Below are 16499 nucleotides of genomic sequence, written 5' to 3'. Positions count from 1 at the left end.
CCCATTCTCATATATCGTTCTACTATTAAATATTTCTATTTGATTTTCCTATCAGAATCGTGCTATCATTCTGCCATCTATTGTATAATAAGTCTCATTTTCTACTCTACAGGAGGTATACGGAATGAACCGCTTCCCCCGCCGCCTTGCTCTGCTCGGCATGGTGCTCAGCACGGCATGTTTTGGTGCGCACGCATACGCAGCCCAAACAATGCAGATGGATATGCACGGCACGATGAACAGCCCCGCTGCCGCTGATGACGGAATGTACGAGTTCACCCTCGATGAGGTCATCATCACGGGCTACCGCACGGCATCGCCGCTCACCCTCTCCACCGATCCGCAGCGCCCGCGCCAGCCCATCCCCGCCGCCGACGGTGCAGGCTATCTCAAGACCATCCCCGGCTTCTCCGTCGTCCGCAAGGGCGGGCTCGGCGGCGATCCGATGATGCGCGGCATGGGCGGCTCGCGCATGGTGATGGACATGAACGGCGGCATGATGTCGGGCGGCTGTCCGAACCGCATGGACCCCACATCGACCTACGCATTCCCCGAGACGTTCAGCCGCATCATCGTGAACAAGGGGCCGCAGACCGTCCGCTACGGGGCGAATGTCGCGGGTAGCGTCATCTTTGAACGCGAGACGGAACGCTTTGAAAAGCCCGGCGTACGCGGCAACATCTCCGTCCTCGGCGCATCGAACCACCGCTTTGATGAGCTGACCGATGTCACGGCGGGCGGTGCGGAGGGCTACGCACGCATCATCCAGACGCGCAGCTATGCGCGCGACTATGCGGACGGCGACGGGCGGCGCATCCACTCCGGCTACGGCCGCCACAGCCTCACGGGCATCCTCGGTCTCACCCCCGACCCCGACACCCTCTTTGAGGTCTCCTACGACCGCAGCCGCGGCTGGGCAAAGTACGCGCACGGCATGATGGACGGCAGCCAGTTCGACCGCGACAGCTACGCCGTGAAGTTCGAGCGGGCGCATCTCTCACCCGTCGTGGAGAAACTCACGCTGAATTTCAACAACGATACCATCGACCACATCATGGACAACTACACATTCCGTCCGGGTGGAATGATGGGCACGGACGTCAAGCGCGTGCAGTACGGTATGCGCGCCGTCACCGACCTGCGCTTCTCCCCGCAGTCAACGGGCGCCATCGGCATCGATCTGCGCCGCGACGCACACTATTTCGCCGAGGCGCACAGACGGCTGAAGGGTTCGCCGAACAACGACATGGACATCAAGAATTTCGGCATCTTCCTCGAGTACAGCCGTGACCTTGCCGCACGCAGCCGCCTGCGCACAGGACTGCGCTATGATCGGACGGAGACGGACTACCACAACGCCCGCTTCCGCAACGGCATGGGGGCGCTCACGCGCGATCTCGTCCCCGGCAGTGCGAGCGACCATGCCGTCAGCGGCTTCGTACGCTGGGAAAACACAGCAAAGAAGCAGCCGCTGACGTTCTACGTCGGCCTCGGCCACGCAGAGCGCCCCGCCGACTACTGGGAGGCGTATCACACGTGGGCGGCCTACAGCAATCGCCGTCTCGGCATGCACGCCACCCCCGCCGCCACACGTCCGCGCAAGGAGAAGAATACGCAGCTCGACCTCGGCTGGGTCTACGCGGGCGAGAAGACAAATGCAAGTCTCTCCCTCTACTATGCGCACATCCATGATTTCATCCTGCGTCTGCCGCAGATCGGCATGGGCATGAATGCACGCACCCCCTACGGCAACGTGAATGCACGCCTCTACGGCTTCGAGGCAGAGGTCACGCGCACCGTCTCTCCGCGCTGGACGCTCGGTGCATCGCTTGCCTACACGCGCGGCGACGACCGCACGAACGATGCGGCGCTCCCGCAGATCGCCCCGCTCGAGGCGAATCTCACGGCGAAGTACAGCCACAGGAAAATGGAGGCAAACGCCGTCTGGCGGCTCGTCAGCAAGCAGAACCGCTATCATAGAGGCTACGGCAGCGTCACGGGCACGGACTACGGCCCCACGGGCGGCTTTGGCATCTTCTCCCTTAGTCTCGCCTACCGCCCCGACGAGAACCTGACGTTCTCCTTCGGTGTGGACAACCTCTTCAACAAGACCTACGCCGAATTCGTCAACTACAGCGAGGCGGCAATCCCCGCGCTCGGCATCTCCGCCGGCGGTCACATCACAGAGCCGGGACGCACGCTCTGGTTCAAGAGCAACTATAAATTCTGACACATATTTCCCGACGAAGCTGCCGCATCGTGCGGCGGCTTTTTTTCTTCCCCTTTTCGCGCCTCTGTGCTATAATAAATTATTATTGGAATGATGCGCACAGAATGGGGAGGTGATTGGTCGTGATCGAAGCGGCCAAAACATTCGAGGAATATATTAAGAAGGAAAATATCACGGGCTTCCAGATCCGTGAGGCGGGCGACGACCGCAATACCGCCATCTTTGAGAGCGAGATCGAGGTCGAGGGGCGGCGGCTCCCGATCGTCGTCATCATCGACTCCACCGCATACGCCACCATTCGCATCCGCCTCGCTCAGAACGCTGTCGACGACACGAACGCCATGCTGCTCACGGGCTGGCTCATGCGGCAGAATCAGGACAGCCGCCTCGTGAAGTTCTACCTCACCTCCGACACCGCCATCCTCGCCGATGTCGTCGTTCCGCACAACCCCGAGGCATTCGATCCCGAGGTCATGGTGAGCGTCCTGCGCGTCTTTATCCGTGACATCACAAAGCTCATGCCCGATCTTGCCATGCTCCTGCCTGAGGAGTGAGGCATTCGCGTTTGACAAAACGCCCTGAATCTGCTATGATACTCAACATCGCGGGCATAGTTCATCGGTAGAATACGAGCTTCCCAAGCTCGGGAGGTGGGTTCGATTCCCATTGCCCGCTCCATATGAGAATATAGCACTGTCATTCATGACAGTGCTTTTTTGCGCGCTCACCGCTCATCTTACCGCTCCACTCTTAATTTTTGATTCTGTTACGCTCTGCTGTCCGATTTGATATTCCAATTTAGGATGAGAACACATCACGTACGTATTTTTATATCTAAAAAAGAAATATATTTTCTTTAATTATGCAAATAAAATATTTATCAGCAATTTTATGAAATATAATTGCATTATTTTTTGAATTGTGCTATATTATAGGAGAATTCAGGACAGATCCTATAGAAGGGAGTATCGCAATGCGTATCATTTTTACGGATACCTATAAAAAGATGAGCGAGGAGGCGGCAAAGATCATTGCGGGGCAGCTCTGGATCAAGCCGGACTCGGTGCTCGGGCTTGCAACAGGCAGCACCCCGGTCGAGCTCTATCAGAATCTCGTCTGGCTGTATCAGACGGTCGGGCTGGACTTCTCACAGGCGACTTCGTTCAATCTGGATGAGTACGTCGGTCTCGCCGAGGATGACCCGCAGAGCTATCACCGCTTCATGCACGAGAACCTCTTCGACCATGTGAACATCCGCAAGGATCACGTTTTCTTCCCCAACGGGCTTGCGAGCGATCCCGCGCGTGAGGCGGAGGAATACGAGGCGGCAATCATGGCGGCAGGCGGCATCGACATGCAGCTCCTCGGCATTGGGCGCAACGCGCACATCGGCTTCAACGAGCCGGGAGAATCGTTCACACGCACAACGCACAAGGTCGCGTTGAAGGAGAGCACGATCGAGGCAAATGCGCGCTTCTTCGCCTCGGCGGCGGAGGTGCCGCGCGAGGCGATGAGTATGGGCATTGGCACGATCTTTCGCGCGCGTCATATCGTCCTGCTCGCGAGCGGAGCGGAGAAGGCAGAGGCGGTACGCGACGCGGTCAAGGGCGCAATCACCCCGCAGGTACCTGCCTCCATCCTGCAGCTGCATCCGAGCGTGACCCTCATCGTCGATCACGAGGCGGGCGCACTCCTGAGCGAGGGAAAGCGTGACTCCCGATGAAGGCGATTCGCAACGGTGTCCTCATCATTCCCGATGAAGACGGACATTTTAAGGCACAGACAGACGATGTCCTCTGCTATGATGAGAGGATTATGCAGATCATCCCTGCCGCGGAGTTCAGTCCATCCGATGCGGATGAAATTATCGACGCTGCGGGCGCGTATGTTGCGCCGGGCTTTCTGAACGTCCACATCCACGGCTGCGACGGCGCGGATACAATGGATGAGGACGCGGGAGCACTCGCACGGATCGCCGCATTCCAAGCGAGGACGGGCGTGACCTCCTTCCTCCCGACCACGATGACCTGCGCGTTCGATTCCGTGGAGAGTGCACTCGTGCGCATCCGCGCGGCAATGGCAGAGCAGGGTTCGCGCGGGGCACGCATTCTCGGGGCGCATATGGAGGGACCCTTCATCAGCCCCGCGAAAAAGGGTGCACAGGACGAGCATTACATTCTCCCCGCTGCATTTGAAAAAATTGCGCCCTATGCGGATGTCATCAAGATCATCACGATCGCACCCGAGACGCTGACGGAGAAGGACTTTATCGAGAATTGCAGGGCGCACGGCATTGTCGTCTCCATCGGTCACACGTCGGCGGACTACGAGACCGCACGCGCGGCGATTGCAGCAGGTGCAACCCATGTTACGCATCTGTGCAATGCGATGACGCCGCTCAATCACCGCCATCCGGGCGTGCTCGGTGCGGGACTCGACACGGAGGCGAACTGCGAGCTGATCGTGGACAATGTGCACGTCCATCCCGCAATGCAGCGCATCATCTATCATGCAAAGCGCGGGAGAAACCTAATCCCCATCACGGATTCCCTGCGTGCCTGCGGTCTCGGCGAGGGCGTCTCGGAACTCGGCGGGCAGAGGGTCTACGTCAAGGGCACACTCGCAACGCTCGCGGACGGCACGATCGCGGGCAGCGTCCTCTGCATGAACGACGGGCTGCGCATCCTGCGTGCGAATACGGGCGCAGAGATTCCCGCCGTTGTAGAGATGGCGACGCGTACCCCCGCCGAAGAACTGGGCGTCTACGACGACCTCGGCTCGCTCAGCGTCGGAAAATATGCGGACATCGCGATCTTTGACGAGGAGTTTCGGATACGGCGTACAATTGTTGGCGGGCGGGATTGCTTTGTTCCATAAAATGTTATTTTATGAGGAGGTATTTTTATGAGTTTGTTCGGACAAACAAGCGGCGAGAGTTCATTTTTCGCCAAAGCACAGCGGTTCGGGAAATCCTTTATGCTGCCGATCGCTGTGCTTCCTGCCGCAGGCCTTCTGCTCGGCATTGGCGGCGCACTGTCGAATCCAAATTCGGTCAAGGCGTATCCATTCCTCGATATTGGTTGGCTGCAGAATATCTTCACAATTATGGCATCCGCAGGCAGCATCGTCTTTGCGAACCTCGCTATTCTCTTTGCTGTCGGCATCGCCGTCGGACTTGCGCGCAGCGATAAGGGAACGGCAGGTCTTGCCTCTGTGCTCGCGCTGCTTGTGATGAACGCGACCATCAATGCACTCCTTATCATTACGGGGACGCTTGCGAAAGAGAATCTTGCAAGTGTCGGGCAGGGAATGAGTCTCGGCATTCAGACCTTGGAGACGGGTGTTTTCGGCGGCGTTGTGGTTGGTCTTATGACGTATCTCCTGCATAAGCGATTCAATAAGATCGAGCTTCCGCCATTCCTTGGATTCTTTGGCGGATCGCGTTTTGTACCGATCATCTGCTCTTTTTCCTCGATTTTTCTCGGGTGTATTATGTTCTTCGTATGGCCGCATTTCCAGCAGCTGATCTTTGGGCTTGGCGGTATTGTTGATGCAACGGGGTACATCGGCACACTGATCTATGGATTCGTCCTGCGTATGCTTGGCCCGTTTGGACTGCACCATATCTTCTATCTTCCTTTTTGGACAACGGCACTCGGCGGCTCTGAGATCATCAACGGGCAACTCGTCGAGGGGACACAGCGCATCTTTTTCGCCCAGCTTGGCGATCTGAACACACAGCATTACTATATCGGCATCTCACGTTTCATGTCAGGACGCTTTATCACAATGATGTTCGGACTTATCGGCGCATGTCTTGCCATGTATCAGACGGCAAAGCCGGAGAACAAGAAGGTCGTTGGCGGTCTCCTCTTCTCTGCGGCACTGACCTCCTTTATGACCGGCATCACGGAGCCGATCGAGTTCTCCTTCCTCTTCGTTGCACCGGCACTCTATGTGCTGCATGCGTTCTTTGACGGCTGCGCCTTTATGATTGCGCATATCCTGCAGATTACGGTCGGGCAGACGTTCTCGGGCGGCTGTATCGATCTCATACTGTTCGGTGTGCTGCAGGGCGATGCAAAGACGAACTGGCTCTACATCCCGATGGTCGGTATCCCCTGGTTCTTCCTCTATTACTTCTCCTTTAAGTATCTCATTCTGAAGTTTGATTTCAAAACACTCGGACGTGAGGATGAGACGGAGCCGCAGGAAGCACCCGTCGCCGCAGAGAGCGCGTCGGATCATTATCGTGCCGATCTCGTGATCGAGGGACTCGGCGGCAGGGATAATATTGAGGAACTTGACTGCTGTGCAACGCGCCTTCGTGTGACGGTAAAGGATGCCGGCAAGGTCAGCGAGCGTCTGCTCAAGGAATCCGGCAGCCGGGGATTGCTCGCGAGCGGGAATGGTGTCCAGGTCATCTATGGACCGCAGGTAACTGTAATTAAAAATGAAGTTGAGGAACAGTTGAACCTCTGACGAATATGATTGTGAAAAATACGGAAATATATCTCCTATGGCTGAAAATATTTTCGTATTTTTCTTTTTAAAAACAATATAGAATAATATATAATAAATTATTATAAATAAAAATAAATTGGAGGGCTTTGGATGAATTTCTTTGATCAAGTGAAGGGAAAACTCATCATTTCCTGTCAGGCACTGCCCGATGAGCCGCTGCACAGTCCGTTCATCATGGGGCGCATGGCACGCGCGGCAAAGGAGGGCGGCGCGGTCGCGATCCGCGCACAGAGCGTTGCGGACATTGAGGAGATCCGCGCCGTCGCGCAGCTGCCCGTCATCGGTCTTATCAAGCAGAACTATGCGGACTCCCCCATCTTTATTACGCCGACCATGCGCGAGATTGATGCACTCATCGGCACGGGCTGTGAGATGATCGCGCTCGACATGACGGCACGCAACCGCCCACAGAAAACCGACGTACGTGATCTCATCGCACGCATTCACGCCGCGCACCGCCTTATTCTCGCCGACATCTCTACCTATGAGGAGGGCATGAGGGCGGCGGAGCTCGGCGTCGATGCGATCTCGACCACGATGTCGGGCTATACTCCGTACAGCCCGCAGATCGCGGGACCAGACTTCGAGCTGATGCGCCGCCTCGCGCAGGATGCGCCCATCCCCGTCTTTGCCGAGGGGCGCATCAATACGCCGGAGGAACTGGTGGAGGCGATGCAGACGGGCGTCTTCGGCGCGATCGTCGGCTCCGCCATCACGCGCCCACAGGTTATAGCGCGTCGTTTTGCCGACGCGATTGCATGAGGCACCTGCAGGGACGACGGTCTTTGGCGGGGGAGAAAGAGGAGGCGTGGAATGCGTCGTCGAACAAAGTGGTCGGCTGATCTTCGTCCGTACAGTTGCGCGGCACAAGCGGGACTGATACAATAGGGAAAAAGCTTCAAGGAGGTTTCTATGATCTACGGCAGCATCCATCACGAAAAGACCTATGCATTTCTCCCGCCGCGCATCCAGCAGGCGCTTGCCTTTGCACGGGAGCACGACCTCGCGGCGCTGCCCACGGGGCGCAACGAGATCGCGGGAGACGATCTCTACGTCAACATTGCGCACTATACAACGGGTGAGCGCAGTGAGAAGATCTGGGAGGCGCACCGCGCCTACATCGACATCCACGTCCTCTCCGAGGGTACGGAGATCATCGACGTGAGCCTGATCGAGCGGATGCAGACGCATCCCTACGAGGAGGACAAGGACTACGTGCCCGCAGACGGCGCAGTCACGTCCTCGACCATCATGCGTCCCGGTGACTTTCTCATCTGCTACCCCGAGGACGTCCACCGCTCCGGTGTAAAGGTGGACGAGGCGGCACCGCTGAAAAAGGGGATTTTCAAGGTGCGCGTGGAATAGAGGGGATAGAACGGAGGGGAAATCCATGGTTATCTGCATCGACATCGGAGGCACCGCCATCAAATACGGCGTGGCAACTGCGGAGGGCATATTCCTCACGCACGGCTCCGTCCCCACCGAGGCAAGGGAGCACGGCGGCGCAGGTATCGTCCGCAAAGTCACGGCGATCGTGCGTGAGGCTTTGGCGGCACATGCGGTGAAGGGCGTCGCCATCTCCACGGCAGGCATGGTTGACCCGCAGGAGGGCTGCATCATTTACTCCCTTGAGGATGCCATCCCGAACTACACGGGCACGAACTGGAAAGCCCTGATGCACGATACATTCGGCCTCCCCACCTCCGTCGAGAACGATGTCAACTGCGCCGCGCTCGGCGAGATGTGGAAGGGCGCGGGACGGGGCTGCTCCTCCCTCTTTGCCATGACCGTCGGCACGAGCATCGGTGGATGCCTTATCGTGGATGGGCGCGTCATACACGGCGCATCCATGAGCGCGGGCGAGATCGCCTATATGCGCGTCCCCGGCGGACGTCTGCATGACCGCTGCTCCGCAACCCATCTCGTCAGCTCCGTCTGCCGCACAAAGGGACTGCCCTCGGGCAGCATCGACGGGCGCGCCGTATTCGATCTCCTCGCCAAGGGCGACCCTGCGGCGGCAGAGGAAGTCACCGCGCTCGTCACCGCGCTTGCGGATGCAATCACCAATGTCGTCGCAGTCGTCAATCCTGAGTGCATTGTCCTCGGCGGCGGCATCATGGCGCAGGAGTCGGCGCTGCGCCCGCCCCTTGAGGCAGCGCTCCGCGATCGTTTACCGCCGCGCGTCTACGAGGTGACCAAGATCGCATTTGCTGCAACGGGAAACGATGCGGGGATGCTCGGCGCACTCGTACATTTCTTGCAGGGCATGGGGAGAGCTAAAAAATCTGCTATGATAGCAGCGAGGTGATACGGTGAAGATACTCAGCCAGCTGGACAACCCGCCGTTCCGTGTCTCCAAGGGCGACCGCAAAATCATCAACTGCATCCGCGCGCGCCTTACGGACATCCCGCGCATGACCATCCGCGAGATTGCGCTTGCGTGCGGCACAGCGGAGGCGACCTGCACGCGCTTCGTGCGGAAGATGGGCTTTGCGAGCCTCGCCGACTTCAAGGCGGCGCTCGCCGAGGAGGGCGCGGAGCTCGGACGCTATCTCGACCGCGGCAACATTCGGAACAACGAGAGTGCGCGCGAGACCGCACGCAAGCTCCTCTCCGCGAACATGATTGCGCTCGAGAAGACGCAGGACATCATCCGCAACGAGACCATCGACGCCTGCGTTGATCTCCTCATCGGGGCGCAGCGCATTGCCTTCATCGGGCTGGGCTACTCCGGCATCATCGCGCAGGACTCCTATTTCAAATTCCTGCGCATCGGCATGAACTGCATCGCTCCGCGCGACAACCACACAATGCGCATGATCGCCGCCATCATGGAGCCGAGCGACGTCATCTTTGCCATCTCGCACTCGGGCGAGACGGCGGAGATCCTCGAAGCCGTCGATATTGCACGCGCGCGCGGCCTCAGGATCATCTCGCTCACGGAGAACCATCCGTCCAGCCTGCGACGCGCCTCCGACGTGAGCCTCACCTACATCGCCGAGGAGACCCCGCTCGAGACCGGCTCCATTGCGTCCAAGATGGCACAGTTCTTCCTCGTCGATCTCGTCTACACAGAGGTCTTGAAGATCCTCCCGCCGAGTGCGATGGAAAAGAAAATCCGCACAACCGAAGCCGTGCGGCAGATGAAACTGTAACAAAAAGCTCCGCTTCCTGCGAGAGGCGGAGCTTTTGTCATTTCCTGCTTCTCGAAAACGACAATCAATGCTATAATCATCTCATATCATTGGAAGAAAGAAAGGAAATGTATGAGTAATCGGGTGATTGCGCAGGCGGATCTGTCGCATATCGCGAGCCGTCTGCGGGAACTGGGCGACTATATCGACACAACGAATGGGAATGTGATTGCTGTCGGCAGGGAGGTCGAAGCTCTGCGCGACGACCTCGAGGAGCTGACGCAGGATTTCCACGCATTCGTGGATGCGCAGAAACTCTCGAGCCGTGCGCAGCTGGCGGAGACGCGTCTCGTGAAGCTGCGGCAGGAACTAGAGCAAAAGTATGGACATTACGCAGTCATTCGCCGCACTACGAAGGGAATATTGCAGGCGAATGACCTTGCTATTGTGCGGCAGGAGACGATCCGTGCGGCGAGTGAGGAGCTGATGCTGCGCGCGCCCGAGTATTGGCTCGCGCCCGCGCTCGTCTCCCTCTCGGCGTGGATCAGCGACAACGAGGAGATCGCACAGCGCGCGCTGAAGGAAGCCCTGCGCCGCGACGAGGAGAAGACCTCGCTCTTCTTCGCGCTCGTCTGTCGCCGCGCGGAGCGCAGCGCATCCGCCCTGCGCTGGGCACAGCACTATCTCATGCGGCAGGACGAGACATCGCTTGACCGCAAGGCGATTCTCATCGTCGACGCCTATGCGAGCGGCCTCCTCGGACGCGATACGGAGGGTCTGCTCACGCGGCAGATCGATGCGTGGATCGAACGTCTCTCGGAGAAGGCGGGCTTTGTCGAGGAGCAGGAACGCCGCTGGAAAAAGGCGCTCGACGTCATGCAGCCGGAGAAACCCGAGGAGGACAGCTATCCCTACCTCGCGAAGTACAGCCCGCTCATCGTCCACATGCAGCGCGTCCTCGGCGGCGCATATCTGCACGAGAAATTCTACGGCCATCTAAAGCAAGTCTTTGAACAGCAGCCGCCCCTGCGCACTCTCGTACAGGAGCTCGACCGCATCCTCACGAGCCTTGTGACCGACTTCGACGCGGCGGAGCAGCCCCTGCGCGCGGCGGCGGCACTCGAGCAGCTCGTCGTCGATGCGGGCGGCGATGAGGAGCGCGCAAAACGCGAGATGAAGCTGAAGGAAAAGGCATTCGAGGAGCGGCGCGACTTCATGCAGCTCCTCACGGATGCCGCCATGAATCCCGCGGAGTCGCATGCGAGCGTCATGACACAGAAAATGGCGCTCGCCGTATCGCGTGACTGGATTCTCTCGGCCTACCGTGACCACATCGCCGAGAATCGCGCCGCCGTTCCGAACATCATCTCGTTCAAGATCGGCGGATTCGAGGGCGAGACGGCGGACGGCGAGAACGAAGCGGAACTGCTCAAGCGCTTTCAGGCGTGGAACGACTACAAGCGCGACCTCGCGCTTGCAAATCTGCGCCTGACGAACGGACAGAAATTTGCGCAGTGGGGCGGCATCCTCACAGCCGTCCTCGGATTCTACCTCGGCGGCGCCGTCGGGCTCGTCATCGGCATTGCCATCGGCGCGTATATGTACTACTCCTACCGTACGGCTGTACGCGCACTCGAGGAGCAGCGCGCTGCCCTGATGGAGGACTATGCAAAGCAGGGAGAGTCGGGCATGGCAATCCTGTGCGGCATCCTCGCCGAGGTCGTGGACTACCGCGACGAGTTCGCACAGCGCGATGCGGAGAGCAAGAACGTCATCGATTTCCTCTCGGAGCTGAACCCCGCAGAATTCCGCGTCAGTATGGACAAAGGTCGTCGTATACAGATACAGGAGGGGAGCCATGTCTGAACAGAACCCGTTTGCGGCGATTCCAAAGGAGTCGCTGCGCAACGATGAGGGAAAGCCCATGCGCCCGTCCGAGCGGCACAGAGCCGCATTTGCGCCCATCCGTCCCGCTGCCCCGGCAGCGGAGGATATGAGCGCCTATGGAACGACGGAGGTGCTCGCCGAGGGGCTGCCCGCGTGGAACCTCGAGCCGCCGATGGCGCCCGTGCGGAGGAAGCGCCCATGATCGCTCCGCCGAAGACCTATGCGGAGTGGACGGCACTCCTGCGGCAGTTCGCGGAGGGCACGGCAGATGAGGATATATTGCACGCGCTGCAGACAGGAACGCTCGCATGGCAGTCCGGCGTTGCCGAGCGATTTGCAAAGCGCTTCTCAGATGCAATCAACGCGCGCATCAACACGGCATCTGACCGATTTGACCGCGATATGCAGCACGCGACGGAGGAGCGCGGTATGATCGGCGCGCTCCTCAGCCTGCGCCGCACCCTCGCCTACCTGCGCACGGCAGCAGATCTCCCTGCACTCCCAGAGGAGCAGCGCGCGTCCTTCGTCGACCTCGTACAGCACGCCGCCGACCATATGCAGGAGAGCCTCGAGAACTCTGCAAAGAGTGACCGCAGCGGCAAGATGAGCGCCCTCGTGCGCAGTCATCGGGTGAACATTTTAGTATCTTGACAGGGAGGTTTCCTATGACCGCACGAAACGAGTGTAAAGAACTTCTCGCGCGCTACGGCATCGCGCGCATCCCCTTCATCGCGCTCCACACCGTTGAGCGCGCCCGCGCCCTCGACCTGCTGAAGGAAGTCGCGGCAGAGCTCTCCCTCCCGTTCTGCATCCACACCCTCTCCAAGGGCGTCTACGACCTCGCGACCGATAAAATTCTGAACGAGGACAAATCCATCTACGGCGCCATCGACTTCATCGGCGAGCAGATGAAGCACCGCGCGAACCTCACCCTCGTCCTCACCGAGATCCCCGACCTCTCGACCGACACGAGCGACGCGCGCCAGCTGCTCGACCTCGTGACCCTCGCGAACGAGACCGGCGGGCAGATCATCGTCCTCACAACCTCCGCCATCTGGAACCGCCTGCAGCGCCTCGGGCTCACCCTCTCGCTGCCGCTCCCCGATGAGGACGAGATGTACGCCATCATCCGCGGCTATATCGACGACTACCGCGCAGAGATCACAATCGAATGGGATGATATGGACATCCGCGAGGCAGCGTCCATACTCAGTGGAGTCACCGCCATTGAGGCAGAGAACGTCATGGCGGCGCTCATCGCGAAGAAATCCATCCGCAAGGAGGACATGGACGAGGTGCGCACGGCAAAGGATCGCCTCTTCTCCGACATCTCCGGACTCGAGAAGATCGAGGTTGACGAGAGCGTGCGCGATGTCGGCGGGCTTGCGGGTCTCCGCAACTGGCTCGACGAGAAACGCCTCCTCTTTACGGCAGAGAAGCGGAGCCTCCTGCGCGAAAAGGGGCTCAAGTCCCCGCGCGGCATCCTCCTCGTCGGCGTGCCCGGCTGCGGCAAGTCCCTCTCAGCAAAGGCGATCTCCGCGAACTGGAAACTGCCGCTCTACCGCCTCGACTTTGCAACCGTACAGGGCAGCTACGTTGGGCAGACCGAGCAGCAGCTGCGCGACGCACTCACCACCGCCGAGAACGTCGCGCCGTGCATCCTCTGGATCGACGAGATCGAGAAGGGGCTCTCGGGCGCAGGCAGCTCGAATGACGGCGGCGTCTCCACGCGCATGGTCGGGCAGTTCCTCTTTTGGCTGCAGGAGTGCCGCAAGCAGGTCTTTGTCGTCGCAACTGCGAACGATGTCTCCATGCTCCCCTCCGAGCTCTTGCGGCGCGGGCGCTTCGACGAACTCTTCTTCATCGATCTGCCGACCGCTGACGAGCGCCGCGACATCCTGCGCCTCTATATGCGGAAATATCTGGAGCTCGACTTCGCGGGCGCATTCGCTGACACCCTCGTCGCCATGACCGACGGCTTTACGGGCGCGGATCTTGAGTCCACCGTGCGCGATCTCGCGTATCGCGTCATCGCGAATCCCGATTTCCAATTAAATGAAGAAAATCTGCGCACGGCATTCGGCAACGTCGTCCCGCTCTCCGAGACCGCACCCGAGAAGATCGCCGCCATCCGCGACTGGGGACGCGAACGCGCCGTCCCCGCGAGCGGCCGCCCCATCGGCAGCGAGACCGAGCTGAAGAAATCCACTGAGACACGCACGCGCAGAGTGTTGGTATAATGCGTTCGCGTCGCCGCGGCGCAGCATTATGATACATTTCAGGGAGGAATAATATGCCGCGACCATTACTCAATCGTACAGAGAGTATGCAGACGGCGAAGCTGAGTCTATCGACAGCGGCGCCCGCAAAGACCGAGAGCAAGACCGACGCGATGCAGACGGCGCGCCTCCTCAAGAAGCAGCGCTCCAAGGCATACATCGAGGCAATTCATAAACTCGACGCGGGCGGACACACAATGAACGCAGCGGAGCGTGAGGCAATCCTCGCCGCCATCCGTGCAGAGTTCCCCGACGTACTCGATCTCGCGGGCGTCCTCATCGGCATTGTCTCGAAATGCTACCTCGGCGACCCGTACGAGGTGCACACCCTCACCATCGCAGGGGGCATCATCGAGCACTACAAGCGCGGAGAGCCACTCCCCGCAGGGATGGAGCGCGCCCGCTCCCTCGCCGCACGCGGCGGCTACGAATTCGTCGAGGTCTATACCGACGTCTGCCGCGCCATCAGCAGCGACGGTTCCGTCTCTGTCGTACAGTAAATGAACAGGAGGAGATTTCAATGAACAGAGACGCCCTTATCGCCGCTGACCCCGCACTGCGCGCGGTCGCGGATGCAGAGGAGACCGCGTGGATCAACCCGCGCCTCCTGCCGTTTGACATGGTGGACGGTCTCTCTCAGCTCGTCGTATCCGATGCAGATATTGCGGATGCAGCTGCGCGGCTCCAGCGCTTTGCCCCGTTCATCCGCCGTGCATTTCCCGAGACGGAGGAGACGAACGGACTCATCGAGTCGCCCCTGCGCCCGATTCCGAAGATGCAGCAGCGCCTTGCGGCAGAGTATCACGCTGTGATCCCCGGCCGCCTCCTGCTCAAGATGGATAGCCACCTCGCCATTGCGGGCTCAGTCAAGGCGCGCGGTGGCATCTATGAGGTGCTGAAACACGCGGAGGATCTGGCGATCGGTGCAGGACTTTTGACCATAGATGACGACTATGGTAAGCTCGCCGATATGCGTGATTTTTTCGCACGCTACACCATGCAGGTCGGTTCCACAGGCAACCTCGGCATGTCCATCGGCATCATGAGTGCGGCGATCGGCTTCCGCGTGCGCGTGCATATGTCGGCGGATGCAAAAGCGTGGAAAAAGAACCTCCTGCGCAGCCACGGCGTCGAGGTCATCGAATATGCGGATGATTACTCGCGTGCAGTTGCAGAGGGGCGGCGTGCCTCGGACGCCGATCCGATGAGTCACTTCGTCGACGATGAAAAGTCCGTCGATCTCTTCCTCGGCTACGCCGTCGCCGCCGAGCGCCTTGCCGCGCAGCTTGCCGACCTTAATATTACAGTGGACAGCGAGCATCCGCTCATTGTCTATATTCCTGCGGGTGTCGGTGGTGCGCCGGGCGGCGTCTCGTACGGACTGCGCCGCCTCTATCACGACAACGTGCACTGCTTCTTTGTCGAGCCGGCACAGTGTCCCTCCGTCCTCCTCGGCGTCGCGACGCAGCGATACGAGCAGGTGAGTGTGCACGACATCGGCATCGCGGGCAAGACGGATGCGGACGGTCTCGCCTGTGCCAGCCCATCCAGCCTCGTGACGCGCATCATGACGAACCATATGGCGGGTGTATTTACGGTCTCGGAGGCGCATCTTTACGACTATCTGCGCGACCTCAATGCGAGCGAGGGCATCCGCATCGAGCCGTCGAGCTGTGCCTCGTTTGCAGGGCCGCTCGGACTCCTGCGCTTCCCCGATGCGCGCGCCTACTGCGCCGTGCACGGACTTACGCCAGAGCGCCTCGGGCATGCGACGCAGATCGCGTGGGCGACAGGCGGCCGACTCGTCCCCGAGGAGATCTGGACAGAATATCTCGCGACATATCGCTGAAGTTCATATTGTTGCACGTAAAAACGCTCCGTTTCTCTGGGTGAGAAGCGGAGCGTTTTGATGTCCGTTAATCGTAGACGGCGCTGCGGTGTGCAACGCGCACAACGAGGATAATGACCCTGTCGTCCTGAATGTCCGCAATGAGGCGGTAGTCGTTTACGCGGTAGCGCCACTGACCGCTGAGGTTCGCCGTCAGTCCTTTGCCGTGAAGGCGCGGGTTAGTGCATCCTTCGAGATTACGACGAATCCATGCGATGATTGTTGCGTAGACGTAGCGGTCGAGTTTCTTTAACTGCTTTTTCGCCTGTGGGCTGAACTCGACATGATAACTCATGCAAGTCCCAGCTCTTTCTCTACCTCTTCCAAGGTGTAGGTAATGGGGTTCTTGCGGAACTCTGCCATGGCCTCCTCATATGCCTGACGGTCGAGTTCGTCCTCCATGCGCTCGCGCATGGCCGCAGCGGCGAACGCGGAGAGGGTCATGCCGCTACGGGCTGCGTGCTTCTTAAAGAGCTTCGCATCGCGCGGGTTCAGATGAACGGCAAGGCTCATGGGACGCCTCCTTTCTGACGACGAGAGATTTCAGTTCCCTCTAG

The 16499-nt window shown here is 59.5% G+C and carries 17 protein-coding genes and 1 tRNA gene; 16 read left to right on the top strand and 2 right to left on the bottom strand.

From position 1 onward, the window contains the following. Window positions 1–124 precede the first annotated feature (124 nt). The 16 genes from HMPREF9163_RS05825 (at window position 125) to dsdA (ending at window position 15903) form a co-directional block, all read left to right on the top strand. Window positions 125–2230 carry a TonB-dependent copper receptor gene (locus HMPREF9163_RS05825; RefSeq protein ID WP_009440778.1) on the top strand — a complete coding sequence of 702 codons (2106 nt, stop codon included), beginning with the start codon at window positions 125–127 and terminating at the stop codon, window positions 2228–2230. 122 nt (window positions 2231–2352) lie between these two features. Further along, the gene (locus HMPREF9163_RS05820; RefSeq protein WP_037346406.1) at window positions 2353–2784 is read left to right on the top strand and encodes a hypothetical protein; all 432 of its coding nucleotides are present in this window, start codon (window positions 2353–2355) and stop codon (window positions 2782–2784) included. Between the two features lie 50 nt (window positions 2785–2834). After that, window positions 2835–2908 (top strand) — tRNA-Gly (locus HMPREF9163_RS05815). Window positions 2909–3203: 295 nt separating this feature from the next. Next, on the top strand, window positions 3204–3953 hold the full coding sequence (gene nagB, locus HMPREF9163_RS05810; protein ID WP_009440776.1) for a glucosamine-6-phosphate deaminase: 750 nt from the start codon (window positions 3204–3206) through the stop codon (window positions 3951–3953). Next, on the top strand, window positions 3950–5107 hold the full coding sequence (gene nagA, locus HMPREF9163_RS05805; protein ID WP_009440775.1) for an N-acetylglucosamine-6-phosphate deacetylase: 1158 nt from the start codon (window positions 3950–3952) through the stop codon (window positions 5105–5107). The genes nagB and nagA overlap by 4 nt, the downstream gene beginning before the upstream one ends. A gap of 27 nt (window positions 5108–5134) precedes the next feature. Next, on the top strand, window positions 5135–6712 hold the full coding sequence (locus tag HMPREF9163_RS05800) for a PTS transporter subunit EIIC (protein WP_009440774.1): 1578 nt from the start codon (window positions 5135–5137) through the stop codon (window positions 6710–6712). Window positions 6713–6844: 132 nt separating this feature from the next. Further along, window positions 6845–7516: an N-acetylmannosamine-6-phosphate 2-epimerase gene (locus tag HMPREF9163_RS05795; RefSeq protein ID WP_009440773.1), complete on the top strand. Its 672-nt coding sequence runs from the start codon at window positions 6845–6847 to the stop codon at window positions 7514–7516. Between the two features lie 150 nt (window positions 7517–7666). Beyond that, window positions 7667–8119 (top strand): YhcH/YjgK/YiaL family protein, encoded by a 453-nt coding sequence (locus tag HMPREF9163_RS05790; protein WP_009440772.1) that lies wholly within the window; start codon window positions 7667–7669, stop codon window positions 8117–8119. 25 nt (window positions 8120–8144) lie between these two features. Next, window positions 8145–9062, top strand: coding sequence for an ROK family protein (locus HMPREF9163_RS05785; protein ID WP_009440771.1), 918 nt, complete (start codon window positions 8145–8147; stop codon window positions 9060–9062). Between the two features lie 4 nt (window positions 9063–9066). Next, complete coding sequence (locus tag HMPREF9163_RS05780; protein WP_009440770.1) at window positions 9067–9909, top strand: MurR/RpiR family transcriptional regulator; 843 nt, start codon at window positions 9067–9069, stop codon at window positions 9907–9909. Between the two features lie 111 nt (window positions 9910–10020). Then, the gene (locus HMPREF9163_RS05775) at window positions 10021–11754 is read left to right on the top strand and encodes a DUF456 domain-containing protein (RefSeq protein ID WP_009440769.1); all 1734 of its coding nucleotides are present in this window, start codon (window positions 10021–10023) and stop codon (window positions 11752–11754) included. Next, complete coding sequence (locus HMPREF9163_RS05770) at window positions 11747–11977, top strand: hypothetical protein (protein WP_009440768.1); 231 nt, start codon at window positions 11747–11749, stop codon at window positions 11975–11977. Before HMPREF9163_RS05775 ends, HMPREF9163_RS05770 begins: the two co-directional genes overlap by 8 nt. Next, window positions 11974–12426, top strand: coding sequence for a hypothetical protein (locus HMPREF9163_RS05765; protein ID WP_009440767.1), 453 nt, complete (start codon window positions 11974–11976; stop codon window positions 12424–12426). Before HMPREF9163_RS05770 ends, HMPREF9163_RS05765 begins: the two co-directional genes overlap by 4 nt. Before the next feature lie 14 nt (window positions 12427–12440). Continuing rightward, complete coding sequence (locus HMPREF9163_RS05760; RefSeq protein WP_009440766.1) at window positions 12441–14015, top strand: AAA family ATPase; 1575 nt, start codon at window positions 12441–12443, stop codon at window positions 14013–14015. A 53-nt stretch (window positions 14016–14068) separates the two neighbouring features. Continuing rightward, window positions 14069–14554, top strand: a complete 486-nt coding sequence (locus HMPREF9163_RS05755) for a hypothetical protein (RefSeq protein WP_037346264.1) — start codon at window positions 14069–14071, stop codon at window positions 14552–14554. A gap of 20 nt (window positions 14555–14574) precedes the next feature. After that, on the top strand, window positions 14575–15903 hold the full coding sequence (gene dsdA, locus HMPREF9163_RS05750) for a D-serine ammonia-lyase (RefSeq protein WP_009440764.1): 1329 nt from the start codon (window positions 14575–14577) through the stop codon (window positions 15901–15903). 67 nt (window positions 15904–15970) lie between these two features. Here the strand turns inward: dsdA and HMPREF9163_RS05745 are convergent, their stop codons facing one another. Both HMPREF9163_RS05745 and relB read right to left on the bottom strand, forming a co-directional pair. Further along, complete coding sequence (locus HMPREF9163_RS05745) at window positions 15971–16237, bottom strand: type II toxin-antitoxin system RelE/ParE family toxin (RefSeq protein WP_009440763.1); 267 nt, start codon at window positions 16235–16237, stop codon at window positions 15971–15973. Then, window positions 16234–16455: a type II toxin-antitoxin system RelB family antitoxin gene (gene relB, locus HMPREF9163_RS05740; RefSeq protein WP_009440762.1), complete on the bottom strand. Its 222-nt coding sequence runs from the start codon at window positions 16453–16455 to the stop codon at window positions 16234–16236. Before relB ends, HMPREF9163_RS05745 begins: the two co-directional genes overlap by 4 nt. Between the last annotated feature and the right edge of the window lie 44 nt (window positions 16456–16499).

Source organism: Selenomonas sp. oral taxon 138 str. F0429 (assembly GCF_000318175.2).
In the GTDB taxonomy this organism is placed as follows: domain Bacteria; phylum Bacillota; class Negativicutes; order Selenomonadales; family Selenomonadaceae; genus Centipeda; species Centipeda timonae.
The sequence above is the reverse complement of the archived record's forward strand: the minus strand, read 5'-3'. Positions and strand labels throughout refer to the sequence as shown.